Source organism: Vibrio sp. Vb1026 (genome assembly GCF_033338745.1).
GTDB classification, from domain to species: domain Bacteria; phylum Pseudomonadota; class Gammaproteobacteria; order Enterobacterales; family Vibrionaceae; genus Vibrio; species Vibrio alginolyticus.
This window is the reverse complement of sequence record NZ_JAWOTH010000004.1, coordinates 302107-326171: the sequence shown is the minus strand read 5'-3', so window position 1 is coordinate 326171 and position 24065 is coordinate 302107. Positions and strand designations below refer to the sequence as shown.

The following is a 24065-nucleotide window of genomic DNA, read 5'->3' as shown; positions in this document are numbered from 1 at the left end:
ATTGGCGCTGGACTAAACAAAGGCCCCCTTTTAGGGGGCTCACACAAAGCCACCTTCTTTAGAAGGTGGTAATTTACTCTCTGTCTATATAAGTTCAGAGTATGCTCAACCTTGGGAGAATATGCTCGCTAGGCTGGGATACCACTGTGAAACTTAAAATCTGTATCTGGCGTAGAAATTAAATCTGCCTCTATACGTCCAAAGTAGGCGATGCGCTCGCTGATATCTTTGCCTGCGATTTGCTCCGCTAATACAAGATAATCCTGGTAATGGCGTGCTTCTGAACGTAATAAAGAAATGTAGAACTTTGCGATATCGTCATCCATATGTGGTGCTAGTTTGGCAAAACGCTCACAAGATCGAGCTTCGATGTACGCACCAATGATGAGTTTATCGATCAGCGTTTCCGGCTCATGAGTCTTCATATGCGAAATCAGTCCTTTAGCATAACGACTTGCTGGAATATTTTTGTACTCAATTCCACGACTTTCCATGATCTCTAAAACTTGATAAAAGTGGTGTAACTCCTCTTTTATCAAAAGCACCATCTTATCGATCAAATCTTGGCTATATGGTGAGTCGGACTTAGCCATTATTGCCTTAGAAATATTGCTCTTGCCTTTTAAAGTTTCCAATGAGCCTACGTTACGGTAAGCAAAATCTTCGTAGGGCTTAAACCAGTCAAGTAGAGCATGTGAACTGGATTGATCAACGGCATACTTACGAATTAAAAACATGGCAGATTGGCCAGCTTTTAGTTCGCACAGTAGGTGGTCTAACAAAATGGTTTGAAGGTTCTCTGGTTTCTTTGCTTCCTCTACCCATTCATCAGGTGTACTGCATTGCAGAAATTGGTTAATGGGAGCAAGAAGATCTTGATAGGCGTCTAGATTCATCATTTTAGTTTTAGTACTTCACATTTTTATTGGGCATATCCGTTGTCTTGCGGATAGAAAAAAGGCTGCAATTGCAGCCTTTCTTGACCTGAAGTGAATGTTACCACTTTTTCTTCTCGCCGAAGAGTGCTTCCATGTCATTGTCACGCTCTTTGTCAGCAATCTGCTGCATTTCAGCATCGCTTTTATCTTGGCGCTTTTTATCTAAGTCACCCAACATCTCTTCAAGCTTTTGTTTCGCTTGAATAGAATAAGGATCGCTCTTAGTGCTCAAAGCATCGATACCTTTACGCAGCAGTTGAAGCGCGGTGCCTGGTTGGCCACGAGCGATAGAGTCGTTTGCTCTTTTGATGACATTTTCAATGTTGATGCGAATTTGCATCGTTTCCAAGCGCGCATTTTCGGTGACGTAGGTCTGGGTATCCAATCGGCCTTTGTTGTGCTCGTTACGGATAGTGTCGCGAAGTCGTTTAACCAGCTTAAGCATGACGATAGCTTGTTTATCACTACTCGGCATCTTGAAAGTGGTACTCTCGCCTGTAGGGCCATTCTCTTTTAGCTGCGTAATCTGCTGCTTCATATTTTCGATACGTTGAGCAAGTTGCTTGTTCTTCGGATCCAGCTCATGCATGCTCTCTAGCGCGTCAAGAATACGATTGTTTAGACACAACAACAGCTCTTTACTAAAAGGGATATGGTGCGCATGACCAATCAACTCTTCAGTACCATCTATCAAGGCTACATATCGCGCTGATTCCTGCCTTTTTGCGGTTTCAACTTTAACCTTATATTGCAACATAATGTTATAGCCTAGGATTAACACCAGTAGGATGGCTACCAAAGCGATTATTAAACCAATATTCATATCTTTGCGTCTGCTTTACTTTTCTGCGGCTAGCGTTAAAGAATACATGAATCTTATCTTACTCGGCACCTTATTTGTTTGATTATTTTGTCTCTCCCACGTTTTAGTTACTGATAGAAGTCACATCATAGAACTTCGGTCATTTATTGGCTCAACTTTGTGCATATTGTTTCTTTCTTGAAGATTATTAGTATGTGATTGAGGTATAAGTTAGAAATTGCTGTTCATTTCGATTTGAACGCGTTATAACTAATTATTATATCGCTCGCTTGAGTGGCCAATAAACTCTCTCATGAATAAGTAAGGGATTACGATGAAACTGCAGCAGCTGAAGTATATTGTTGAGGTTGTAAACCATAATCTGAATGTATCTGCAACGGCGGAAAGCTTATATACCTCTCAGCCAGGTATCAGTAAACAGGTTCGGTTGCTGGAAGATGAGTTAGGCATTCAGATTTTTGAACGTAGCGGTAAGCACTTAACGCAAGTGACGCCAGCTGGTGAAGAAATTGTACGTATCTCTCAAGAAATTCTCGCTCGTGTAGAAAGTATCAAAGCGGTGGCTGGAGAGCACACCCATCCAGAAATGGGGACGCTGAATATCACCACGACACATACGCAGGCTCGTTATGCACTGCCAGATGTCATCAAAGGTTTTACTTCTCGTTATCCAAAAGTGTCGTTACACATGCACCAAGGTACACCGTCACAAATGTCTGAGGCGATAGCTAAAGGCACAGCGAATTTTGCGATTGCGACAGAAGCGCTTCACTTATATCAAGATGCCATCATGCTGCCTTGTTATCACTGGAATCGTTCAATAGTTGTGCCTAAAGACCACCCACTAGCGAAGAAAGACAAAGTAACGATCAGTGATCTTGCCGCTTACCCATTAGTCACTTACGTGTTCGGTTTTACTGGCCGTTCAGAGCTGGATACAGCATTCAACCGCGAAGGTTTAACCCCGCGAGTGGTGTTCACTGCAACTGATGCAGACGTCATTAAAACTTACGTTCGTATGGGTATTGGTGTGGGTGTGATTGCAAGCATGGCTGTGGATGAAGAGCAGGACGGTGACTTGGTTGCAATAGATGCGAGCCATTTGTTTGGCGCGAGCACCACGAGCATCGGCTTCCGCCGTGGTACATTCTTACGCTCTTACATGTTCGATTTTATGGAGCGTTTTGCACCGCACTTAACGCGTCCAGTGGTTGAGCAGGCGATTTCGTTGAAGTCTAATGCAGAAATCGAAGAGATGTTTAAAGACATCGAGCTTCCGGTGAGATAACACTTCATTGATGTTTCGATTCCCTCTACAATGCGCTCGTTGTAGGGGGAGTTATGAAAACGCAATTTCAATTTATTAATGACTGCTTAATCGAAAACCAATCTTTGTGGCGATTCGAGCCTTTTAAAAGCAGCATTCACACATCATTACCTTGGCAGGAGCAACATCCTCGACTGTGCCAATGGCTAGCGTCTCTTACTCCCTCTCAAATCGAAGAATACAAAGCAGCACCAGAACTCGCGTTAAAAGCACTTAGTCCGTTTTTGCCTGAGCTTGAACAACTCGCAGAACTGACTCATTTAGAGCTTTTGTCGTTAAACGGCTTGGAACTCGCTCGTGGTTTAGATAACGGTATTCCGGGACGTAAGTTGGAGCAAATTAGCTCGATGGGTGAAGCTGCAATTCAACAACACTGTGGCGAAGAATGGCTAGAATGGTGCTCAGGTAAAGGTTACTTGGGGCGAATCCTGACAACGCAAACCGATCAGCCTGTAACCAGCTTTGAATACCAACAAGCACTGTGCGATTCGGGGCAACAAGCAGCCAATGAACATCATTGGAAGATGACGTTTATTCAAGGCGACGCGTTTGATAGCAAAGCGAAAGCCGTGTTTAAGCCAACGCAACACGCAGTAGCACTGCATGCATGCGGTGACCTTCACGTTCGTCTAATGCAGTACGGCAGTGAAAATGGGATTGCTGCGATGACCATATCACCTTGTTGTTACCACTTGATTCAGTCGGAACAATACCAGCCGATGTCGGAATCGGGCAGGGCTTCTTCTCTCTCATTGTCTAAGCAAGAACTGCGTATCCCATTACAACAAACGGTGACGGGAGGAGAGCGCGTGCGTCGTCATCGTCAGCAGGAAATGATGTTTCGTCTTGGGTTTGATTTGATCACGCGACAAGCTTTGGGAATGGCAGAGTATCAGCCTGTGCCGAGTATCCGTAAGTCGCAATTAAGTGATGGTTTTGAATCGTTCTGTCGCTGGGCAGCGGAGCAAAAAGGCATTGTTCTTCCTCAAGAAATCGATTTCTCTCATTTTGAAAAGTTAAGCGAACAACGCTTCTGGCAAATGGAGAGAATGAGCTTAGTGCAACTTGTTTTTCAACGTCCGTTGGAGATCTGGCTCGCATTAGATAAAGTGCTTTATCTTGAAGAACGTGGTTACCGTGTTAGATTGTCAGAGTTTTGCCCTAAATCGGTCACACCTAGAAATATTTTAATTTGTGCATATAAGATTTAGTTATTCTTTATAGCCAAACGCTCTATATGAAAAAGCCCACTTATGAGTGGGCTTTTGTAAACAAAACGTGACAAGTTATGTTTTATTTTGTCATTAATTAAACATAGCGATAGCTTGAGTTGGTTCAACGTATTCCAAGTCAAAGCTTTCTGCTACTTCTTTACACGTTACTTTTCCGTGAATAACGTTTAGACCTTCAAGGAAGCCTTTATCTTCTAGAAGTGCTTCGCGGTAGCCTTTATTTGCTAACTTCACGATGTATGGAAGTGTAGCGTTGTTGAGTGCAAATGTTGAAGTGCGAGCAACTGCGCCAGGCATATTTGCTACACAGTAGTGAACCACTTCATCAACGATGTAAGTTGGATCTGCGTGAGTTGTCGCGTGCGAAGTTTCGAAACAACCGCCTTGGTCAATTGCCACGTCAACCACTGCCGCACCAGGCTTCATCTTAGCAATGTGCTCTTTAGTGACCAGTTTAGGTGCTGCTGCGCCAGGAATTAGAACGGCACCGATAACAAGGTCCGCTTCTAGAACATGCTTCTCGATAGCGTCTTCAGTAGAATAAACCACTTTTGCGCGACCTTGGAATTCTTCGTCAAGCTTACGAAGTGTGTCTACGTTACGGTCTAGAATAGTGACGTCAGCGCGAAGGCCAACCGCCATACGAGCAGCGTTTGCACCAACAACGCCACCACCAACGATAACGACTTTTGCAGGTTCAACACCAGGTACGCCGCCTAGGAGTAGACCACGACCGCCGTGCGATTTTTCCAACGTTTGCGCGCCAGCTTGGATAGACATCCGACCTGCCACTTCTGACATTGGTGCTAACAGTGGCAAACGACCCATATTATCTGTTACAGTCTCATAGGCTATACAGACAGCTTTGCTCTTGATTAGCTCATCAGTTTGTGGAAAATCTGGTGCTAGGTGTAAATAAGTAAATAAAATTTGCCCTTCGCGGAGCATTGCTCTCTCTACTGCTTGGGGTTCTTTTACTTTTACAATCATGTCTGCTTGCGCAAATACGTCAGCAGCATGAGGGAGAATGGATGCGCCGACAGCGATGTAATCATCGTCTGAAAAACCAATGCCGGCACCTGCATTGGTCTCAACTAAAACTTGGTGACCATGTGAGATGAGTTCTCTCACGCTAGCTGGGATCATACCAACACGATATTCGTGATTCTTGATTTCCTTAGGTACGCCAATGATCATCCTGTATCCTCTTTCTATAATGGTTGTATTAACTGTTAGTAGGGTGTTATTGTCGAATTAATAACTAGTATAGTTATAGATTTGTAAAATTTGGCACCAAATATTAAAAAGTTGTAGTATATTTTTTTGCAAGGAAGTAATAAGGTGGAATAAAAAATGGCAGACAACTATAAAAAGCCGTCCAAGGAACTAGACCGTATCGACCGCAACATTCTTAATGAGCTGCAGAAAGACGGTCGTATTTCAAACGTTGAGCTTTCAAAACGTGTGGGACTTTCTCCAACGCCATGTTTGGAGCGTGTACGTCGCTTAGAGCGTCAGGGTTATATCACAGGGTATACTGCATTATTGAATCCGCAGTTCCTGGATGCATCACTATTAGTATTCGTTGAGATTACGCTAAACCGTGGTGCGCCGGATGTGTTTGAGCAGTTTAACTCAGCTGTTCAAAAGCTAGACGACATACAAGAGTGTCATCTTGTTTCAGGTGACTTTGACTATCTTCTTAAAACCCGTGTATCAGATATGGGTGCTTACCGCCGACTATTGGGCGATACGTTACTACGTCTACCTGGCGTAAATGACACTCGCACATACGTTGTTATGGAAGAAGTGAAACAATCTAACCAGCTTGTGATCAAAACTCGTTAATTTCTTGCAAAGAAAGCGGTATATGCTTCCGCTTTCGCCAGAGAGTAATTGGGTTTTTCTCCTTGATATGGTTAAATCAATTTACCGAGCGGCTTGATGCCGCTCGGAATGTTTTGCAATTTCCTATTTCATTTCCATATTCAAGTTGATTTATGTTCAAAGAGAACGCAAAGAAAGTCGAAACTATTATCAAAACCAGTGAAGAGCCCCAGTCTTCACGCTTAAATGGCTTCCAACGCTTAAAAGAGTGCTGCTTTATCGTTGGCGTTCTTAGCTCGGTATTGCTTGCGGTTGCACTATTTACCTTCAGTCCGGCCGATCCTTCTTGGTCCCAAACCGCATGGGGAGGGGATATCGATAATGCTGGTGGCCTTTTCGGCGCTTGGCTAGCTGATACTCTATTCTTCACATTTGGCTCTCTCGCTTACCCAATCCCTTTCTTGCTAGCGGCGGCTGCATGGGTGATTTGCCGTAAACGAGGAGAAGATGAGCCAATTGATTTCATGCTATGGGGTACAAGGCTGCTCGGTCTTGTCGTCCTTATTATGACCAGTTGCGGTCTTGCCGATATTAATTTTGATGACATTTGGTATTTTTCATCCGGAGGTGTGGTCGGGGATGTGTTGTCTAGCCTCGCTTTACCTACATTGAATGTACTCGGTACCACATTGGTACTGCTGTTCTTGTGGGGAGCGGGCTTTACGCTCTTCACTGGCATCTCATGGCTTAACATCGTGGAATGGCTTGGTGATCGTGCATTAGCACTAATCGCCGCGCTTGCAAATAAGGCAAGAGGTTCAGAGCAGGAAGTTTTAGAACCTCAGCTTGATGAGTTTGTAGAAGATAAAGTCTCTACGCCTAAACATAATGTAGACCATGAAATTGATGATGAGCCGCTTCCTCATTTAACGGCGTACGATGTCGATGAACCGAAAGAGTCGGCGCCAGCGCATGAGTATCCTATTTATATGCCGCAAGCTAAACCTGATAAGCCTGCGGAACAGGCGATGGTAGAACCGACTCCACCACAACGCAAGGCTACGGTTAATGCTGCGCCAGTTTATTCTGAATCTGAGCCTCAAATACAACCTATCCATACGGTTAACACTGATAACGTTGATCCGCTCTTGGAACGCACCAAGCAACTGAATGTTACGATAGAGGAGCTTGAAGCAGCGGCGCAACAAGCAGATGACTGGGGAACTGAAGAACAGGCTACCCCATCATTTGCAGACACTTATTCTTCCTATGTCGAGCAACATACAGCTACAGAAGAACCGATCAGTGTTGAACCAGATTATGCGGAGTACGAACAATTTGAAGCAGAGCAAGTACAGCAGCCAAGTATTGAGCATCCTGTACATGAAGAGCCTGCAATTGATTCTGCTGTATTAGATAGCATCACGGCGCAAACGGAATCGAGCCAACATATTGAGCCTACGATCTCTGACTTTGATGTGTTAGATGATGAAGACGAAGTGGAGTCTCAGCCTGCGCAGCAAGTACAGCCAACAACGCCTCATCAGCAAGTTGCAACACCTTCAACAACATTTGAACCTGCACCTCAAAAAGTGGAGGTAGAAGAGGTCCAAGACAACGACCAAGACGTTACCGCATTCCAAGATATGGTTTCCAATGCGCAAGCCAAAGTCGCTGCAACACAGAACCCATTTTTGGTACAGAAAGAAGAAAACTTGCCAGTTCCGGAAGAGCCACTCCCAACGCTCGAGTTGCTTTATCATCCAGAAAAACGTGAAAACTTTATCGACCGTGATGCGTTAGAGCAGGTCGCTCGATTGGTAGAGAGCAAACTCGCTGACTACAAAATCAAAGCCGATGTGGTTGGTATTTATCCTGGTCCAGTGATCACTCGTTTTGAGCTTGATTTGGCGCCGGGGGTGAAAGTAAGTCGTATTTCTGGTCTTTCAACTGACTTAGCGCGTGCATTGTCTGCGATGGCGGTACGTGTCGTGGAAGTAATCCCTGGCAAGCCTTACATCGGTTTGGAACTGCCAAACATGAGTCGTCAGACGGTCTATTTATCTGATGTCATCAGTAGCCCTCAGTTTGAGCAAGCAACGTCACCAACAACGGTTGTGTTAGGTCAAGACATTGCGGGCGAAGCTGTGGTGGCAGATCTTGCGAAGATGCCTCACGTGTTAGTAGCAGGTACAACAGGTTCTGGTAAGTCGGTGGGTGTGAACGTGATGATTTTGAGCATGCTGTATAAAGCAGGTCCAGAAGATGTACGCTTCATCATGATTGACCCGAAAATGCTAGAGCTTTCTATTTATGAAGGTATCCCTCATCTTCTTTCTGAAGTTGTGACTGATATGAAAGACGCATCAAACGCTCTACGTTGGTGTGTGGGCGAGATGGAACGTCGTTACAAATTGATGTCGGCATTAGGTGTACGTAATGTGAAGGGCTTCAACGAAAAATTGAAGATGGCAGCAGAAGCGGGCCACCCAATCCATGACCCGTTCTGGCAGGAAGGCGACAGCATGGATACTGAACCGCCATTGCTAGAAAAGCTGCCTTACATCGTTGTTGTTGTTGACGAATTTGCTGACCTGATGATGGTGGTAGGTAAGAAAGTTGAAGAACTGATTGCTCGCTTGGCGCAAAAAGCGCGTGCGGCAGGTATTCACTTAATTCTTGCGACTCAGCGTCCATCGGTTGACGTTATTACCGGTCTAATTAAAGCGAACATCCCAACTCGTGTTGCGTTTACGGTATCGACTAAAACGGACTCTCGTACAATCCTAGATCAAGGCGGCGCAGAATCACTACTTGGTATGGGTGATATGTTGTATCTACCGCCGGGATCAAGTCATACAACTCGTGTTCACGGTGCATTTGCATCAGATGATGATGTTCATGCTGTTGTAAACAACTGGAAAGCGCGTGGTAAACCGAACTACATTGAAGAGATCATCAGTGGAGATCAAACTCCAGAAAGTCTATTGCCAGGTGAGCAAATGGAAGCGGATGAAGATGTAGACCCGCTCTTCGATCAAGTTGTTGAGCACGTGGTTCAATCACGTCGAGGTTCGGTTTCCGGTGTTCAGCGCCGATTTAAGATAGGTTACAACCGTGCCGCCCGTATTGTAGAGCAGCTTGAAGCGCAGGGCATCGTAAGTGCTCCGGGTCATAACGGTAACCGCGAAGTACTGGCTCCTGCGCCACCAAAAGATTAATGAACTTGTGTTACTCACCTCAGTCCAACTGAGGTGAGTGGTTCTAACAATAGGTATCTGAATGAAAAAACTATTTTCAGCGAAACTTTTCTCTGCGCTTGTTTTAAGCTTTTCCCTCTTCTCTACTGCACACGCAGCATCTCCTAAAGATGAATTAAACAAACGTCTTTCTATGAATGATGGCTTTAGTGCAGATTTCTCTCAGCAGGTTATCAGCCCTGAAGGCGAAACGGTTATGGAAGGAGAAGGTACGGTTGAAATTGCCCGCCCAAGCCTGTTCCGTTGGAGTACAACATTCCCTGATGAGAACCTATTGGTCTCTGACGGTAAGACATTGTGGTACTACAGCCCATTCATCGAGCAAGTGAGTATCTACTGGCAAGAGCAAGCAACAGAGCAAACGCCATTTGTTTTGCTAACGCGTAATCGCGCAAGTGATTGGGATAACTACAAGATTTCCCAAAAAGGTGATGAGTTCATCCTCATTCCTACTGCAGTAGACTCCACACAAGGTCAATTCCAGATTAATATTGATGCTAAAGGTGTGGTGAAAGGCTTCAATGTGGTTGAACAAGACGGTCAAAAAGGTTTGTTCACCTTTAACAACGTGAAGCTTGGTAAACCAAAAGCAGACAGATTCACATTCACAATTCCAAAAGGTGTGGAAGTGGATGACCAAAGGAATTAATTGGTAGTGAGCAATTACACATTAGATTTCTCGGGGGACGAAGATTTTCGTCCCCTTGCTGCTCGTATGAGACCGGAAACGATCGAACAGTACATCGGACAGCAACACATTTTAGGCCCCGGTAAGCCACTGCGCCGTGCGCTAGAGGCGGGGCACATTCACTCGATGATCCTTTGGGGACCACCGGGCACAGGCAAAACGACATTAGCAGAAGTGGCTGCAAACTATGCCAATGCTGAAGTTGAGCGCGTGTCTGCCGTGACGTCTGGTGTGAAAGAAATCCGTGCAGCAATCGAGAAAGCATGTGAGAACAAAATGGCGGGTCGCCGCACCATCTTGTTTGTGGATGAGGTGCATCGCTTCAACAAATCTCAGCAAGACGCGTTTTTGCCGCATATTGAAGATGGCACGGTTACCTTTATTGGAGCGACGACAGAAAACCCATCGTTTGAGCTAAATAACGCATTACTGTCACGCGCACGTGTGTACAAGCTAACGTCTCTCGACAAAGAAGAAATCTCGTTGGCGTTAAACCAAGCAATTAGCGATAAAGAACGTGGGCTGGGTAATACGCCAGCACACTTCGCTGATAACGTATTAGACCGCCTAGCAGAACTGGTAAACGGTGATGCTCGTATGTCTCTCAATTATCTTGAGCTGCTTTACGACATGGCAGAAGACAATGCGCAAGGTGAAAAAGAGATCACGCTTAAGTTGCTTGCGGAAGTAGCAGGGGAGAAGGTCTCTCGCTTCGATAACAAAGGTGACATTTGGTACGACTTAATCTCTGCGGTTCACAAATCAATTCGTGGCTCAAACCCAGATGCTGCGCTGTATTGGTCTGCGCGTATGATTGCCGCGGGTTGTGACCCTTTGTATATTGCTCGACGCTTATTGGCGATCGCTTCTGAAGATGTAGGTAATGCTGACCCTCGCGCAATGCAAGTGGCACTGTCTGCTTGGGATTGCTTTACCCGAGTTGGTCCAGCAGAAGGTGAACGTGCGATTGCACAGGCGATCGTGTACTTAGCGTGTGCGCCGAAAAGTAATGCTGTTTACGTGGCATGGAAACAAGCGCTCACAGACGCTCATAACTTACCTGAATATGAAGTGCCGCATCACCTTCGAAATGCACCAACCAGTTTGATGAAAGACATGGGTTACGGTGCAGAGTATCGTTATGCTCACGATGAGCCTGGCGCTTACGCTGCTGGTGAGCAATATTTGCCACCTGAAATGGGCGATCGTAGGTACTATCAGCCGACAAATCGTGGTCTAGAGACCAAAATCGGCGAAAAGTTAGATTACTTGGCTACTTTAGACGCAAATAGCCCACAAAAGCGCTATGAAAAGTAGGCGTTTTTGGATACATTTGTTCAGTAAATTTTTTTAACGCGTACGCTTGGAAAGTGCGCGTGATTTCACAACAAAAAGCATAGGATTAACAATGCTGGATTCTAAATTACTTCGTACAGAGCTGGATGAAACAGCTGCTAAACTGGCGCGTCGTGGCTTTAAGCTAGACGTAGATACTATTCGTAAACTTGAAGAACAACGTAAGTCCATTCAAGTAGAAGTAGAAAATTTACAATCCACGCGTAACTCCATCTCCAAGCAAATCGGCCAAAAAATGGCGGCTGGCGACAAAGAAGGCGCAGAAGAGATCAAGAAACAAATCGGTACTCTAGGTAGCGATCTTGATGCGAAGAAAGTTGAACTTGAGCAAGTAATGGCTCAACTAGACGAATTCACGCTTTCTGTACCAAACATCCCAGCAGACGAAGTGCCAGATGGCAAAGATGAAAACGACAACGTTGAAATCTCTCGTTGGGGTGAGCCAAAATCTTACGACTTCGAACTGAAAGATCACGTTGACCTAGGCGAAATGGGTGACGGTCTAGACTTCGCAAGTGCTGTTAAGATCACAGGCGCACGTTTCATCGTGATGAAAGGCCAATTTGCTCGTCTACACCGTGCAATCGCTCAGTTTATGCTGGATCTTCACACTGAAGAGCACGGCTACACAGAAATGTACGTACCTTACCTAGTAAACTCTGACAGCCTATTCGGTACTGGTCAGCTTCCTAAGTTTGGTAAAGATCTTTTCCACACTGAGCCGCTAGTAGAAAAAGTAAACGACGAAGAGCCACGTAAACTGTCTCTAATCCCTACTGCAGAAGTGCCTGTAACGAACCTAGTTCGTGACACGATTTCTGACGAAGCGGATCTACCAATTAAGATGACAGCTCACACGCCATGTTTCCGCTCAGAAGCAGGTTCTTACGGTCGTGATACTCGTGGTCTGATTCGTATGCACCAGTTCGACAAAGTTGAGCTAGTACAAATCACTAAGCCAGAAGATTCAATGAACGCACTAGAAGAGCTAACAGGTCACGCTGAGAAAGTTCTACAACTTCTTGAGCTTCCTTACCGTAAAGTGGTTCTATGTACAGGTGACATGGGCTTTGGCGCTCGTAAGACTTACGACCTAGAAGTTTGGGTTCCTGCTCAAGAAACTTACCGTGAGATCTCTTCATGTTCTAACATGTGGGATTTCCAAGCTCGTCGTATGCAAGCGCGTTTCCGTCGTAAAGGCGAGAAGAAACCTGAGCTTGTACACACGCTAAACGGTTCTGGTCTTGCTGTAGGTCGTACAATGGTTGCTATCCTAGAAAACAACCAAGAAGCAGACGGCCGCATTGCAATCCCTACAGTACTTCAGAAGTACATGGCGGGCGCAACGCACATCGGTTAATTCATTAACCACTAGAACACCAAAACCCAGCCTTTGCGCTGGGTTTTTTGTTATCTGCGTCGAGTGAAAATACGTTGTTATGTAATTAGCACGCGCATTAGTGACGAGCTCGCCCAGAATCTGGCAGTAGGAGATAAATGATATTTTTCTAAGCGGTTTTTCACGTGACAAGCTAACGTCCTCATTTGTCTTTGTTGTTAAACGTTATGCCAGTAAATCATCTTTTATTACGTGTTATTTTTGCGCTTACCTTGCTTGTTTTCGGGAGGGTTATCGCAAGTGAACTTATTCAACCTCAATACTTAGATAGTGAGCGAACCGAACGCTTTTTTGCGCGCGAATTAGCACAACCATCCGAAGAAAGTATGCAGCTGCGTAATTCACTCGACTGGGGATATGGGCTTGAGTTGGCAAATGCGTCTGGCGATACGAAATCGGTGTCTAATTGCAAAGACTTAGCTACTGCAAACTCTGCGGGTTTTACTGCGGCTAAAGCTTATGAATACGGCGTGTTTAAAGCGTATTTAACTCAGTGTCAAACATGGAGTGAGATGGCAAAGTTAACCGCCTCCAAGCGCTCATTTATATCGAAATTTAAGTTAGACGATAACTTTCCTAATTTAACCCCAAGTGCGCTTGCTTTTGTTATTTCTAACGAAAGTGCTGAGAAAGCAAAGACACTATCAACGTGGGATGAAGCAGACCATATCCAAAGAACTCATGTCTCCAGTGAAGTGAGAGCAGAGTACTTCGACGCGACCGATGGCTTTCAAGTCATTACGATTGTAGCAAAAGGTGATTACAACGCTGACGGCATCGAGGATATCGTTATTGAGAAAGAGAATAGTGTACTCAGTGGCTCGTATTCATCTTCACACGGATATGTATTAACCCGTATGTCTGAACAGTCGCTATTTAAGGTGTTGGCTGAATGGTAATGAAACGATCGGCGGTCACTTGGGGGGTAAGTATTGCCATTATGAGCACATTTGCTGTTGCTAGCACCTCGCCTAGGAAAGTCTTTGAATGCTCAGTAAACCAAACTATGAACTTTAGTATTTCGATAGAGCAAGGCAAAGGCGGGCTTATCTTTAATAAGTCTATTGTGAATCAAACCCCAGTTTTACTGTGGATTAAACCTCAAGATTATCGTGTCAAACATTATCATCGAGCGTTGGTAGATGAGAAGTCACTGGAATTTAGTATTGGTGAGCGCGTCATATTAGTCAGTGAGTACTTTAACGAGGAGTTTGGTGAGGTAGAGAAGATACTCAGTGTTACTTTGAGAGAGCCTGAGCAAACGCAGTACTTTGAATGTGAGGAAGGGAGTATGAGTAACCTTGGATTGCTTTTCCATGAGAGTGTTGAATAATCGATTGCAGAGTAATTATTACCAAAGCGTAATAGTGTTTTCGAATTTACCCTAATTATCTTGTTATTTGTAATCGATATAATCGTCCACCTTACCACGGTAAGTAGATTTTCTCATTCAAGTAACGAGGAGGGCTTATGGCCGTAGGGTGGGCAAATGACGATAGCGTCAGCCAACAAATTCAAAACACAATAGACGACGAGATTTCCCGTGTTCGTGGCAGTATCACAAGGGGTGAAAGCGCCCATTATTGCGATGAGTGTGGTGATGAGATCCCAGAAGCACGTCGTTTTGCTATGAAAGGCGTTCGTTTGTGTATCGAATGTCAGTCAACAATCGAATTGGTGTCTCAACGCCAAGCATTGTTCAATCGACGAGCGAGTAAAGACAGTCAACTCCGATAACTTTACTGTTCTAATAAATAATGAGACGGTTTGAGTCTCATACTCAAACCGTTTTCGCATTGAATTGAACTATGAAGCGAAGCAGTCTTTACGTTGTAACGCAGCATCAATCGCATTCACTAACTTTTCAATATCTTCTGGCTTGCTGATGAACGGCGGCATCATATAAATCAGTTTACCAAATGGACGAATCCAAACTCCGTGTTCAACAAACAAGGCTTGGATGGTTTCCATATTCACAGGGCGATACGTCTCCACGACGCCAATGGCACCTAACCAACGGGTGTTTTTTACCAATTCGTGTTCTTCAAGTTTTGGCAGCAACTCAGAAAACAACGCTTCGATTTGTTGGGTTTGCTGTTGCCAGTTACCTTGTTCAATCAATTCCAAACTTGCAGTGGCAACAGCGCAGGCAAGTGGGTTACCCATAAAGGTTGGACCGTGCATAAAACACCCAGCATCACCACCACAAACGGTATCCGCAACGTGTTTGCTCGCCAGGGTCGCAGAGAGAGTCATGTAGCCTCCAGTGAGTGCTTTCCCAACACACAGAATGTCTGGTTGAATATCTGCATGTTCGCAAGCAAACAACTTACCAGTACGCCCAAATCCGGTTGCGATCTCATCTGCAATCAATAACAAACCGTATTTGTCGCAAAGCCTACGCACGCCTTTGAGAAATTCTGGATGGTAGATACGCATGCCGCCTGCGCCTTGAACGATAGGTTCTAGGATCACCGCAGCAAGTTCTTGGTGGAGCGTTTCAATCTTGTGCTCGAAGTCGGTAAGGTCCTCTGGCTTCCATTCATCCCAATAACCACAAGTTGGTGACTCCGCAAAGATATGTTCAGGCAAAAAGCCTTTGTAAAGAGAGTGCATTGAGTTGTCAGGATCGGTAACCGACATCGCCGCAAACGTATCGCCGTGATAACCGTGTCGCAAAGTAAGAAACTTCGGTCGGCGTTCGCCTTTTGCATGCCAATATTGCAGTGCCATTTTTAAGCTGACTTCTACGGCAACGGAGCCTGAATCGGCAAGGAATACATGTTCAAGATTACTTGGTGCTAGGGACAGTAGCTTCTTACACAAACTGATTGCTGGCTGGTGGGTAATCCCGCCAAACATCACGTGAGAGACCTGATCGATTTGCTGGTGAGCGGCTTGATTTAAATGCGGATGGTTGTAGCCGTGGATCGTCGACCACCAAGAAGACATGCCATCGACAAGCTCAGTACCGTCTTCCAATTTAATGTGAACACCACTTGCTGATGCCACTGGGTAGCAGGTCAGAGGTGTCAATGTCGAAGTGTAAGGATGCCAGATATGCTGGCGGTCGAAGGCGAGATCCATGTGCGATTCCAATAACAATTAAGATTAAAAAACAAACAAATGTAAACTTTGTTCTTTTGTGTTGTGTTGACAGTTTATCGAGACTCAGTAGACTGTCAACACAACAACAAAAGTGACTAAAGGAATACACGTGGAAGTTCGTCATAACTGGACGCATGCTGAAGTGCGCGATCTCATGGAAAAACCATTCATGGATCTCCTATTCGAAGCGCAGCTTGTACATCGTCAATATCAACAAACCAACCATGTTCAAGTAAGCACGCTTCTGTCGATTAAGACAGGTGCTTGTCCAGAAGATTGTAAGTACTGTCCTCAGAGTGCTCGTTACACCACAGACATCGAGAAAGAGCGTCTGATGGAAGTAGAACGCGTACTCGATGCTGCGCAAAAAGCCAAAAATGCTGGTTCTACTCGATTCTGTATGGGCGCAGCATGGAAAAACCCGAAAGAGCGTGACATGCCACATTTGACCGACATGATCAAAGGCGTGAAAGGCATGGGTTTAGAAACGTGTATGACATTAGGCATGTTGACACCAGATCAAGCAAAACAACTGGCAACCGCAGGTTTGGATTACTACAACCACAACCTAGATACGTCTCCTGAATTTTACGGCAACATCATTACCACACGTACTTATCAAGACCGTTTAGATACGCTTTCTCACGTTCGTGATGCCGGCATGAAGATTTGTTCTGGTGGCATCATCGGTATGGGTGAGAGTGCCAATGACCGAGCAGGTTTGTTGGTTGAATTGGCTAACTTACCGGTACACCCTGAAAGCGTTCCAATCAACATGCTCGTGAAGGTAAAGGGCACACCGTTGGAAGAAGTGGATGATGTTGAGCCATTTGATTTCATTCGCCTGATTGCGATTGCACGAATCATGATGCCTCAATCAGCCGTTCGTTTATCCGCTGGCCGTGAAAACATGAACGAACAAATGCAAGCGCTGTGTTTTATGGCGGGTGCAAACTCCATCTTCTACGGCTGCAAACTTCTGACCACGCCAAACCCTTCAGAAGACAAAGACATGATGCTGTTCAATAAGCTCGGCATTAACAGCCAAGAGGTGTCTCAAAAGCCTGATGAAATCGAAGAAAATGAGTTACTCGATCGCGTCGTAGAGCGTGTTGCTGCTCGTCCAACAAAAGACGACCTTTTCTACGATGCCAGCGTTTAAATCTCGTATCGAGTCCGCCCTTGCTGAGCGTAAAACGCAAGGGTTGAATCGTTCTATGAATGTGGTGTTTGCCGGTAACCAGTCCGTTTTGGAACACGAAGGTAGACGCTACATTAATTTCTCAAGTAATGATTATTTGGGATTGGCCAATGACCAAGCGCTTGTTCGTGCTTGGCAGCAAGGTTTGAGTGTATACGGCAGTGGTAGTGGGGCATCACCGATGGTGACTGGCTTTAGTGCCGCGCACAGCAATTTAGAAGCCGCACTGACCGAATGGCTGGGTTACGACAGAGCAATTTTGTTTGGTTCTGGGTTCAGTGCTAATCAAGCCTTGTTGTTCACCTTGTTAGAAAAGTCAGACGTATTGATCCAAGACCGTTTGAACCATGCCTCACTGATGGAAGCGGGGACGTTGTCACCAGCTAAGATGAAGCGTTTCAAGCACAATGACATCGAGCACCTGAAATCGCTGATTAATAGCGAAGACAACCATCTGGTTGTGACTGAAGGGGTGTTCAGCATGGACGGTGATTGTGCGCCGCTCAGCGATATAGCTGAAGTCACTCGCAGTCATGATGCTTGGCTTGCTGTCGATGACGCTCATGGTATTGGCGTTCTTGGTCAATCCGGTGGTGGCTCTTGCGAGCATGCCGCGGTTAAGCCTGAGTTATTGGTCGTTACCTTCGGTAAAGCGTTTGGTACGTCTGGCGCAGCTATTTTATGTGACCACGCAACGGGGGACTTTTTAACTCAGTTTGCTCGTCACCATGTGTATTCCACGGCGATACCGCCAGCACAAGCGTATGCGTTGACTCATGCAGTCTCGATGGTTCAAGAGCAGTCTTGGCGACGTGAAAAGCTCTCTGAGCTTAGTGAAGTGTATCGAGATAGCCTTAGCGGCCTTGAGGGGTTTGTTGAGACTCAAACTTCGATTAAGCCCTTTTTGATTGGTGAATCTGAATTGGCTTTGCGAGTAGCAGGTGCTTGTCGCCAAAACGGTATTTGGGTGACTGCTATTCGCCCTCCGACGGTGCCTAAAGGAACGTCTCGTCTTCGAATAACACTCACTGCCAATCACACTAATGAACAAGTTAAAACGCTTTCAATCGCATTGAAGCAAGCATTAGGAGCGCTGTAATGGATAATGCAACTACCGCATTAGCGCAAACGCTCGCGTTAGAGAGTTTCCATCAAGATAAAGACGCGATTGCCTCTTCGTTTGGTAAAGCAGCAGAAACATACGATAAACATGCGGCTTTTCAACGTGATGTCGGGCATCAGCTGCTTGATAAACTTCCTGAAAACTTGACGGGAAAACGTGTATTGGATTTAGGTTGTGGCACGGGTTATTTCTCCCAACTACTTCAACAACGCGGTGCGGAAGTAGTCTGCGGCGATATCTCTCAAGCCATGTTAGATAAAGCAGAGCAGCGTTGTGGTGCAGTACGAATGCATTACCAAGTTGCTGATGCTGAAAACTTACCATTTGACGATGATAGCTTCGATTACGTGTTTTCAAGTTTAGCGCTGCAATGGTGTACAGATTTAAGTTACCCACTAAAAGAAGTGCGCCGCGTGCTAAAAAATGGTGGGAAAGCGTGGTTCTCTACACTGGTTGATGGATCACTGTATGAGCTGCGTGCATCATGGGAAAAAATTGATGCATATCAACACGTCAATAACTTTCTAACGCTCAATCAGGTAAAAATTGCGTTAGCGCAATCTCGATGTGACAGCCATCAACTAGACTTGACCACCATCACAGTTTGGTACGACTCTGCATTTTCAGTTATGCGTGACCTCAAAGGTATAGGTGCAAATCACGTAAGCGGGCGCTCACACAGTTTAACTAGTCGCGAGACTTTGTTAAAAGTTGAGCATGCGTACCAAGCGTTTAAAAACGATCAAGGTCTTCTACCTGCAAGTTATCAGGTTTGTTTTGGAGTAATACATCTATGATTGATGCTTTTTTTATTGCTGGTACGGATACTGATGTTGGAAAGACGGTAGCGTCTAAAGCCATTTTGCAAGCGATCGCCGCAAAAGGACTAAACACTATTGGTTATAAGCCAGTGGCAGCAGGGAGTGACAAGACTGAAGCCGGATGGCGTAACTCTGATGCTTTACACTTACAAGACGCCGCAACACTCGATGTGGACTATGATGATGTGAACCCATACGCTTTAGAGTTGCCTGCTTCTCCCCACATTGCAGCGAAGCATGAACATGTCGAAATAAGTTACGATGTTCTGAGTCAAAAACTGGCTCAACATAAGCAGCAAGCCGATGTTGTTCTCGTTGAAGGTGCTGGAGGCTGGCGTGTGCCAGTATCCGATACGGACTGTTTATCTACATGGGTAAAAGAAGAGCAGTTACCTGTTGTACTGGTGGTTGGCATTAAATTAGGCTGTTTGAGCCACGCTTTACTCACAGCAGAGAGTATTAAAGCGGATGGTTTGAATCTTGTTGGCTGGGTGGCAAACCGCGTCAACCCAGGCACAGAGCACTACGCTGACATTATCGAGATGCTAGAAGCACGTATCGATGCACCTAAGCTTGGGGAAATTCCATATATTCCAAGTGCTAAACGTAAAGAGCTAGGCAAGTACATTAATGTAGAGCCGTTGCTAAACACTGACTAATGGTGTTTAGGGTAAAAGACTAAAAAACCAAAGGGCTGCGCAATGCAGCCCTTTCTTGTTGGTGTAACCTAAAAAGTCAGATTACTTATCTTGGCTGAGCCCCATCAATGCTTGTTGTGTTTCTGCAACACGCTGAGACATATGATGATCGGTTGAAATACCAAGTTGTTGCTTTGCCTCGTCCTCTGAGATGCCTAGGTGACAACGCAGTAAATCAATAGCCATTTGATAGTCGTTAGTTTCTACCATGGTTTTTCCCTCAATACATGGAGTTTTTGAGCTCACCCAATGCACTTTTTGCAATGTACTTAGAGTGGCTCTGTTTTGTTCATCTCATTCGAATTTAGCATGTCCATGTAGCCGCACAATAAGACCAAAGTCTATAGCAGAGCTAACGTACTGTTTTTGGTCTATTAAAAAATTTCTAGCTAAGTTGCTAAGAGGTGATAGATTTAACACCAAGATCATCTATCAATAGATGATGGGTAGCTCAGAGCTTATTTTATCATTTTGATAAATGTATATGAACGGAGGTTCCGGCTCCTACCAAAGCATGTTTTGAAATCGCTTGAATTAAATATTTCAGTCCCGAAAACAAATGTTGCAATTTATTGCTTAACCTTGTTTTTATCGCGGATAGACTATATCTATAACGCACGGAACATGAAAATCAACGGAATTGGCTTTTATAGCGATTACCATTTGTTCCTTATAACAATCCGTTTTAAAAAAACGATAAGCTTCCTCGGAGAAAAGTAATGAAGCGAATTATGTTATTCCTAGCAACTAACCTAGCTGTCGTGCTAGTGCTTAGTGTTGTTCTGAATATTGTTTACGCTGTAACTGGAATGCAACCAGGCAGTCTGTCAGGTTTACTTGTAATGGCTGCTGTATTTGGTTTTGGTGGCGCATTTATTTCGTTGATGATGTCAAAGGGTATGGCGCTACGCTCGGTTGGTGGTATGGTCATTGAAAGCCCGCGCAACGAAACGGAGCATTGGTTAGTCGAAACTGTGGGTCGTCAAGCTCAACAAGTGGGTATTGGTATGCCAACGGTGGCTATTTATGATTCACCAGATATCAATGCATTTGCGACAGGTGCAAAACGAGATGACTCTCTTGTCGCCGTTTCTACTGGTCTTTTACACAATATGACTCGTGATGAGGCAGAGGCAGTACTTGCACACGAAGTGAGCCATATTGCAAATGGTGATATGGTCACGATGACGTTGATGCAAGGTGTCGTGAACACGTTTGTTATCTTCCTATCACGCTTTATTGCCAATATCGTGGCATCGAACGATGATGAAGAAGGCCAAGGTACAAATATGATGGTTTACTTTGGCGTATCCATGGTGCTTGAACTGGTATTTGGTTTCCTAGCTAGCTTCTTGACTATGTGGTACAGCCGTCATCGCGAATTCCACGCGGACGCAGGTGCTGCGCGCCTCGTTGGCAAAGAAAAAATGATTGCGGCTCTAGAGCGTTTGAAGGTGAGTCATGAATCTCAACTGGATGGCACCATGATGGCGTTTGGTATCAATGGCAAGCAGTCGCTGACTGAGCTACTAATGAGCCACCCTCCGCTAGATAAACGTATTGCAGCGTTGCGAGGCCAGCAATACTAATTGTTCCTACTTAAATAATTGTTAATCTGCTGAAAAGGCTTGGTTTTGACCAAGCCTTTTTTTTTCGCCGATTGATCGCGTGCGAACTTCATCACGTACTACTTACAGAAATAAAGTTATACAAAATTATTTTTGTACAACTTTGGTGGAATGAACTATCTTGTACATATAATAATTTTGTACAACTTAATGGGCGTGTAGGAGTAAAAAATGGACATACAGTCTGTTGGCAATATCTATCAAAAGCTCAACAAAGCGAACTTACATCTGCTTAAGGATATATATCACCAAGATGTAGTATTTGAGGACGCAGCGCATCGTTTAGAAGGATGGCCAGCACTTTCGGATTATTTCACCTCATTATATGCCAACGTCATCAGTTGTGATTTTGTAATCCATGAGCATCAACAAGTCGGAGATACAGGCTTCCTAACTTGGACAATGGACCTTCAGCATCCCAAACTTCAGAAGGGTGCGCCTATTCTCGTCAACGGTGTTTCGCACCTCAAATTTAGCGAAGGTCAGGTCATTTATCACCGAGACTATTTTGATCTCGGAGAGATGCTCTATGAGCATTTACCGTTACTTGGTTCAGTCGTTAAAACCATCAAGCAGAGGTTAGGACAATGAACAACACTATCTTAATCACAGGCGCCACCTCCGGAATAGGAAGGCAGCTTGCCCTAGATTACGCGAACTCAGAATGGAATGTGATTGCTTGTGGTCGGAATCAAGATGTTCTTGCAGAACTGGAGGCAGTTTCCTCCAAAATTCATACATTGCAGTTTGATGTGACAAATTATGAGGAAACTCAGCAGGCGCTCTCTAATTTGCCCTTTACGCCAAACACATGGGTTTTTAACGCAGGCAATTGTGAGTACATGGATGAGGGAGTGGTCGACGCGAAACTCATGGCGCGTGTGATGAACGTAAATGTTGTCGGTGTTGCCAACTGCGTTGAAGGCTGCCAAGTGCATTTAGAGAGAGGGCACCGCATTGTTATTGTTGGCTCTATCGCATCAGAAGTGGCACTGCCTCGTGCTGAAGCTTACGGCGCATCCAAAGCGGCAGTCAGTTATTTTGCACGCACGCTCGCCGTCGACTTGAAAAAGAAAGGGATCAATGTGGTAACGGTGTTTCCTGGTTTTGTTGAAACGCCGTTGACTGACAAAAACGACTTCGAAATGCCAATGATCATTTCTACTCAGCAAGCGTCGGACTCTATCAGGAAGCAGTTAGCCGCCAACAAGACCTATATCTATTTCCCAGCGAGATTTACCAGTATTTTACGTTTTATCTCGTTACTTCCATACAGTTGGCAAGCTCGCCTAACTGCTAAACTCGTATCATAAGAAGGAATAAAAATGAAAACAGCAGGAAGAAAGAAGATAGCGATTGTGGGAACGGGAATCTCTGGCCTTACTTGTGGTTATTACTTGCATAAAGAACATGATGTAACGCTGTTTGAAGCGAACGATTACATCGGTGGCCATACTGCAACCGTTGATGTGAGCCTTGATGGTAAAGAATACGCGATAGATACTGGGTTCATCGTCTATAACGACCGTACGTACCCTAATTTCATTAAAATGATGAGCGAGATTGGCGTTGAAGGTCTGCCTACTCAAATGAGCTTCAGTGTCAGAAACGATGGGAACGGACTAGAGTACAACGGCCACACAGTGTCGACATTGTTTGCTCAAAAACGCAACTGGGCAAACCCCAAATTTTATCGATTTATCTTCGAGATACTTCGTTTCAATAAACTTGCCAAGCGCTTCGCTAGCGAGCAATCCTCGCACTCTCAGACGTTAGGTGAGTTCCTTGACGAACACAAATTCAGTGCTTTCTTTACCGATAACTACATTTTACCGATGGGTGCTGCGATTTGGTCGTCGACTTTAGCTGACATGCGCGCATTCCCTCTTATGTTCTTCTTACGTTTCTTCCTCAACCACGGTCTGCTAGATGTGACTAACCGACCGCAATGGTATGTGATTAAAGGTGGTTCACGTTCATACATTCCACCATTGACCAAAGGCTTTGCCGAGAATATTCGTCTTAATAGTCCTGTCGAAAAAGTGGTTCGCAACGAAAAAGGGGTTGGCGTTCAAGTTCGCGGAGAAACGCATTGGTTTGATGACGTTATCTTTGCTTGTCACAGTGATCAAGCAATGAGAATGCTAGAGGATATCAGCCCAATTGAGCAGGAAATCTTGGGGGATATGACATACCAAGCAAATGAAGTTGTTCTTCATACCGACTCTGCCGTATTACCAAAACGTAAGGCAGCATGGGCATCATGGAACTACCTATTGGAAGGCAGTGAAGAGGAACAGCAACGCCTCCCTTCGCTCACTTATAACATGAACATTCTTCAGCATATTCAATCAGAACACACGTTTTGTGTAACGTTGAACAGTACTGAGCAAATTAACTCAAATAAAGTCTTGCGTTCGTTCACTTATCATCATCCAGTATTCACCACTGAGTCTATTGCAGCGCAGCAGCGCAAAGATGAGATACAGGGCAAACAAAGTACCTGGTTCTGCGGCGCTTATTGGTACAACGGTTTTCATGAAGATGGCGTGCGTAGCGCGCTTGATGTTGTGAAAGAACTAGAAGAAAAGTACCGCGAACAAAATGTGGTTCCTTTCGAAAAAGGCGCAGCGTGA

The 24065-nt window shown here is 44.9% G+C and carries 23 protein-coding genes; 18 read left to right on the top strand and 5 right to left on the bottom strand.

The window, feature by feature from the left end; genetic code table 11:
- Positions 1–128 precede the first annotated feature (128 nt).
- Both miaE and R7E47_RS09830 read right to left on the bottom strand, forming a co-directional pair.
- Entirely contained in the window at positions 129–899 is a 771-nt protein-coding gene (gene miaE, locus R7E47_RS09835) for a tRNA isopentenyl-2-thiomethyl-A-37 hydroxylase MiaE (RefSeq protein WP_047100806.1), read from the bottom strand.
- Positions 900–996: 97 nt separating this feature from the next.
- Positions 997–1761, bottom strand: a complete 765-nt coding sequence (locus tag R7E47_RS09830; protein WP_005378247.1) for a hypothetical protein — start codon at positions 1759–1761, stop codon at positions 997–999.
- Between the two features lie 313 nt (positions 1762–2074).
- Here R7E47_RS09830 and cysB point away from each other — a divergent pair, with 313 nt between their 5' ends.
- Both cysB and R7E47_RS09820 read left to right on the top strand, forming a co-directional pair.
- Positions 2075–3049 (top strand): HTH-type transcriptional regulator CysB, encoded by a 975-nt coding sequence (cysB, locus tag R7E47_RS09825; RefSeq protein WP_005388967.1) that lies wholly within the window; start codon positions 2075–2077, stop codon positions 3047–3049.
- A 53-nt stretch (positions 3050–3102) separates the two neighbouring features.
- On the top strand, positions 3103–4299 hold the full coding sequence (locus tag R7E47_RS09820) for a methyltransferase (protein WP_171342743.1): 1197 nt from the start codon (positions 3103–3105) through the stop codon (positions 4297–4299).
- 93 nt (positions 4300–4392) lie between these two features.
- Here the strand turns inward: R7E47_RS09820 and ald are convergent, their stop codons facing one another.
- Positions 4393–5517 carry an alanine dehydrogenase gene (gene ald / locus R7E47_RS09815; protein ID WP_005378241.1) on the bottom strand — a complete coding sequence of 375 codons (1125 nt, stop codon included), beginning with the start codon at positions 5515–5517 and terminating at the stop codon, positions 4393–4395.
- A gap of 156 nt (positions 5518–5673) precedes the next feature.
- On the opposite strand from ald, the gene lrp reads away from it, so the two are divergent.
- The 8 genes from lrp to R7E47_RS09775 all read left to right on the top strand — a co-directional run bounded on the left by lrp (position 5674) and on the right by R7E47_RS09775 (position 14587).
- On the top strand, positions 5674–6168 hold the full coding sequence (gene lrp, locus R7E47_RS09810) for a leucine-responsive transcriptional regulator Lrp (RefSeq protein WP_005378234.1): 495 nt from the start codon (positions 5674–5676) through the stop codon (positions 6166–6168).
- Between the two features lie 152 nt (positions 6169–6320).
- Positions 6321–9368 (top strand): DNA translocase FtsK 4TM domain-containing protein, encoded by a 3048-nt coding sequence (locus R7E47_RS09805; protein WP_318084187.1) that lies wholly within the window; start codon positions 6321–6323, stop codon positions 9366–9368.
- Between the two features lie 61 nt (positions 9369–9429).
- Entirely contained in the window at positions 9430–10056 is a 627-nt protein-coding gene (gene lolA, locus R7E47_RS09800; protein WP_009705737.1) for an outer membrane lipoprotein chaperone LolA, read from the top strand.
- Positions 10057–11412: a replication-associated recombination protein A gene (locus R7E47_RS09795; RefSeq protein ID WP_318084184.1), complete on the top strand. Its 1356-nt coding sequence runs from the start codon at positions 10057–10059 to the stop codon at positions 11410–11412.
- A 91-nt stretch (positions 11413–11503) separates the two neighbouring features.
- Positions 11504–12811 carry a serine--tRNA ligase gene (gene serS, locus R7E47_RS09790; protein WP_005437179.1) on the top strand — a complete coding sequence of 436 codons (1308 nt, stop codon included), beginning with the start codon at positions 11504–11506 and terminating at the stop codon, positions 12809–12811.
- A 365-nt stretch (positions 12812–13176) separates the two neighbouring features.
- Positions 13177–13749, top strand: coding sequence for an ATPase (locus R7E47_RS09785; RefSeq protein ID WP_225455367.1), 573 nt, complete (start codon positions 13177–13179; stop codon positions 13747–13749).
- Positions 13743–14183 (top strand): hypothetical protein, encoded by a 441-nt coding sequence (locus R7E47_RS09780; protein WP_258669573.1) that lies wholly within the window; start codon positions 13743–13745, stop codon positions 14181–14183. The genes R7E47_RS09785 and R7E47_RS09780 overlap by 7 nt, the downstream gene beginning before the upstream one ends.
- Before the next feature lie 137 nt (positions 14184–14320).
- Complete coding sequence (locus R7E47_RS09775; RefSeq protein ID WP_132936554.1) at positions 14321–14587, top strand: DksA/TraR family C4-type zinc finger protein; 267 nt, start codon at positions 14321–14323, stop codon at positions 14585–14587.
- A gap of 69 nt (positions 14588–14656) precedes the next feature.
- Here the strand turns inward: R7E47_RS09775 and bioA are convergent, their stop codons facing one another.
- Positions 14657–15937 carry an adenosylmethionine--8-amino-7-oxononanoate transaminase gene (bioA, locus tag R7E47_RS09770; RefSeq protein ID WP_258669570.1) on the bottom strand — a complete coding sequence of 427 codons (1281 nt, stop codon included), beginning with the start codon at positions 15935–15937 and terminating at the stop codon, positions 14657–14659.
- A gap of 130 nt (positions 15938–16067) precedes the next feature.
- Here bioA and bioB point away from each other — a divergent pair, with 130 nt between their 5' ends.
- The 4 genes from bioB to bioD are packed head-to-tail and all read left to right on the top strand — an operon-like array spanning position 16068 to position 19762.
- Positions 16068–17120, top strand: a complete 1053-nt coding sequence (bioB, locus tag R7E47_RS09765; RefSeq protein WP_025766889.1) for a biotin synthase BioB — start codon at positions 16068–16070, stop codon at positions 17118–17120.
- The gene (gene bioF / locus R7E47_RS09760) at positions 17107–18258 is read left to right on the top strand and encodes an 8-amino-7-oxononanoate synthase (protein WP_025766888.1); all 1152 of its coding nucleotides are present in this window, start codon (positions 17107–17109) and stop codon (positions 18256–18258) included. The genes bioB and bioF overlap by 14 nt, the downstream gene beginning before the upstream one ends.
- A complete protein-coding gene (gene bioC / locus R7E47_RS09755; RefSeq protein ID WP_258669569.1) occupies positions 18258–19079 on the top strand; it encodes a malonyl-ACP O-methyltransferase BioC in 822 nt (273 codons plus the stop codon). Before bioF ends, bioC begins: the two co-directional genes overlap by 1 nt.
- Positions 19076–19762 carry a dethiobiotin synthase gene (gene bioD, locus R7E47_RS09750; protein ID WP_025766887.1) on the top strand — a complete coding sequence of 229 codons (687 nt, stop codon included), beginning with the start codon at positions 19076–19078 and terminating at the stop codon, positions 19760–19762. The genes bioC and bioD overlap by 4 nt, the downstream gene beginning before the upstream one ends.
- Positions 19763–19843: 81 nt before the next feature.
- Here bioD and R7E47_RS09745 read toward each other — a convergent pair whose 3' ends face one another.
- Positions 19844–20011, bottom strand: coding sequence for a hypothetical protein (locus R7E47_RS09745; RefSeq protein ID WP_005378215.1), 168 nt, complete (start codon positions 20009–20011; stop codon positions 19844–19846).
- Between the two features lie 509 nt (positions 20012–20520).
- Here R7E47_RS09745 and htpX point away from each other — a divergent pair.
- The 4 genes from htpX (at position 20521) to R7E47_RS09725 (ending at position 24065) form a co-directional block, all read left to right on the top strand.
- A complete protein-coding gene (gene htpX, locus R7E47_RS09740; RefSeq protein WP_005388085.1) occupies positions 20521–21390 on the top strand; it encodes a protease HtpX in 870 nt (289 codons plus the stop codon).
- 210 nt (positions 21391–21600) lie between these two features.
- Positions 21601–22020 carry a nuclear transport factor 2 family protein gene (locus R7E47_RS09735; RefSeq protein WP_005378211.1) on the top strand — a complete coding sequence of 140 codons (420 nt, stop codon included), beginning with the start codon at positions 21601–21603 and terminating at the stop codon, positions 22018–22020.
- A complete protein-coding gene (locus R7E47_RS09730) occupies positions 22017–22742 on the top strand; it encodes an SDR family oxidoreductase (RefSeq protein WP_318084179.1) in 726 nt (241 codons plus the stop codon). Before R7E47_RS09735 ends, R7E47_RS09730 begins: the two co-directional genes overlap by 4 nt.
- A gap of 12 nt (positions 22743–22754) precedes the next feature.
- Positions 22755–24065, top strand: a complete 1311-nt coding sequence (locus tag R7E47_RS09725) for an NAD(P)/FAD-dependent oxidoreductase (RefSeq protein ID WP_005388084.1) — start codon at positions 22755–22757, stop codon at positions 24063–24065.

Bases quoted from the DNA above. Each gene is read 5' to 3' on its own strand.
- miaE (WP_047100806.1), bottom strand. From the start codon at position 899: ATGATGAATCTAGACGCCTATCAAGATCTTCTTGCTCCCATTAACCAA.
- R7E47_RS09830 (WP_005378247.1), bottom strand. From the start codon at position 1,761: ATGAATATTGGTTTAATAATCGCTTTGGTAGCCATCCTACTGGTGTTA.
- cysB (WP_005388967.1), top strand. From the start codon at position 2,075: ATGAAACTGCAGCAGCTGAAGTATATTGTTGAGGTTGTAAACCATAAT.
- R7E47_RS09820 (WP_171342743.1), top strand. From the start codon at position 3,103: ATGAAAACGCAATTTCAATTTATTAATGACTGCTTAATCGAAAACCAA.
- ald (WP_005378241.1), bottom strand. From the start codon at position 5,517: ATGATCATTGGCGTACCTAAGGAAATCAAGAATCACGAATATCGTGTT.
- lrp (WP_005378234.1), top strand. From the start codon at position 5,674: ATGGCAGACAACTATAAAAAGCCGTCCAAGGAACTAGACCGTATCGAC.
- R7E47_RS09805 (WP_318084187.1), top strand. From the start codon at position 6,321: ATGTTCAAAGAGAACGCAAAGAAAGTCGAAACTATTATCAAAACCAGT.
- lolA (WP_009705737.1), top strand. From the start codon at position 9,430: ATGAAAAAACTATTTTCAGCGAAACTTTTCTCTGCGCTTGTTTTAAGC.
- serS (WP_005437179.1), top strand. From the start codon at position 11,504: ATGCTGGATTCTAAATTACTTCGTACAGAGCTGGATGAAACAGCTGCT.
- R7E47_RS09785 (WP_225455367.1), top strand. From the start codon at position 13,177: ATGCAGCTGCGTAATTCACTCGACTGGGGATATGGGCTTGAGTTGGCA.
- R7E47_RS09780 (WP_258669573.1), top strand. From the start codon at position 13,743: ATGGTAATGAAACGATCGGCGGTCACTTGGGGGGTAAGTATTGCCATT.
- R7E47_RS09775 (WP_132936554.1), top strand. From the start codon at position 14,321: ATGGCCGTAGGGTGGGCAAATGACGATAGCGTCAGCCAACAAATTCAA.
- bioA (WP_258669570.1), bottom strand. From the start codon at position 15,937: ATGGATCTCGCCTTCGACCGCCAGCATATCTGGCATCCTTACACTTCG.
- bioF (WP_025766888.1), top strand. From the start codon at position 17,107: ATGCCAGCGTTTAAATCTCGTATCGAGTCCGCCCTTGCTGAGCGTAAA.
- bioC (WP_258669569.1), top strand. From the start codon at position 18,258: ATGGATAATGCAACTACCGCATTAGCGCAAACGCTCGCGTTAGAGAGT.
- bioD (WP_025766887.1), top strand. From the start codon at position 19,076: ATGATTGATGCTTTTTTTATTGCTGGTACGGATACTGATGTTGGAAAG.
- R7E47_RS09745 (WP_005378215.1), bottom strand. From the start codon at position 20,011: ATGGTAGAAACTAACGACTATCAAATGGCTATTGATTTACTGCGTTGT.
- htpX (WP_005388085.1), top strand. From the start codon at position 20,521: ATGAAGCGAATTATGTTATTCCTAGCAACTAACCTAGCTGTCGTGCTA.
- R7E47_RS09735 (WP_005378211.1), top strand. From the start codon at position 21,601: ATGGACATACAGTCTGTTGGCAATATCTATCAAAAGCTCAACAAAGCG.
- R7E47_RS09730 (WP_318084179.1), top strand. From the start codon at position 22,017: ATGAACAACACTATCTTAATCACAGGCGCCACCTCCGGAATAGGAAGG.
- R7E47_RS09725 (WP_005388084.1), top strand. From the start codon at position 22,755: ATGAAAACAGCAGGAAGAAAGAAGATAGCGATTGTGGGAACGGGAATC.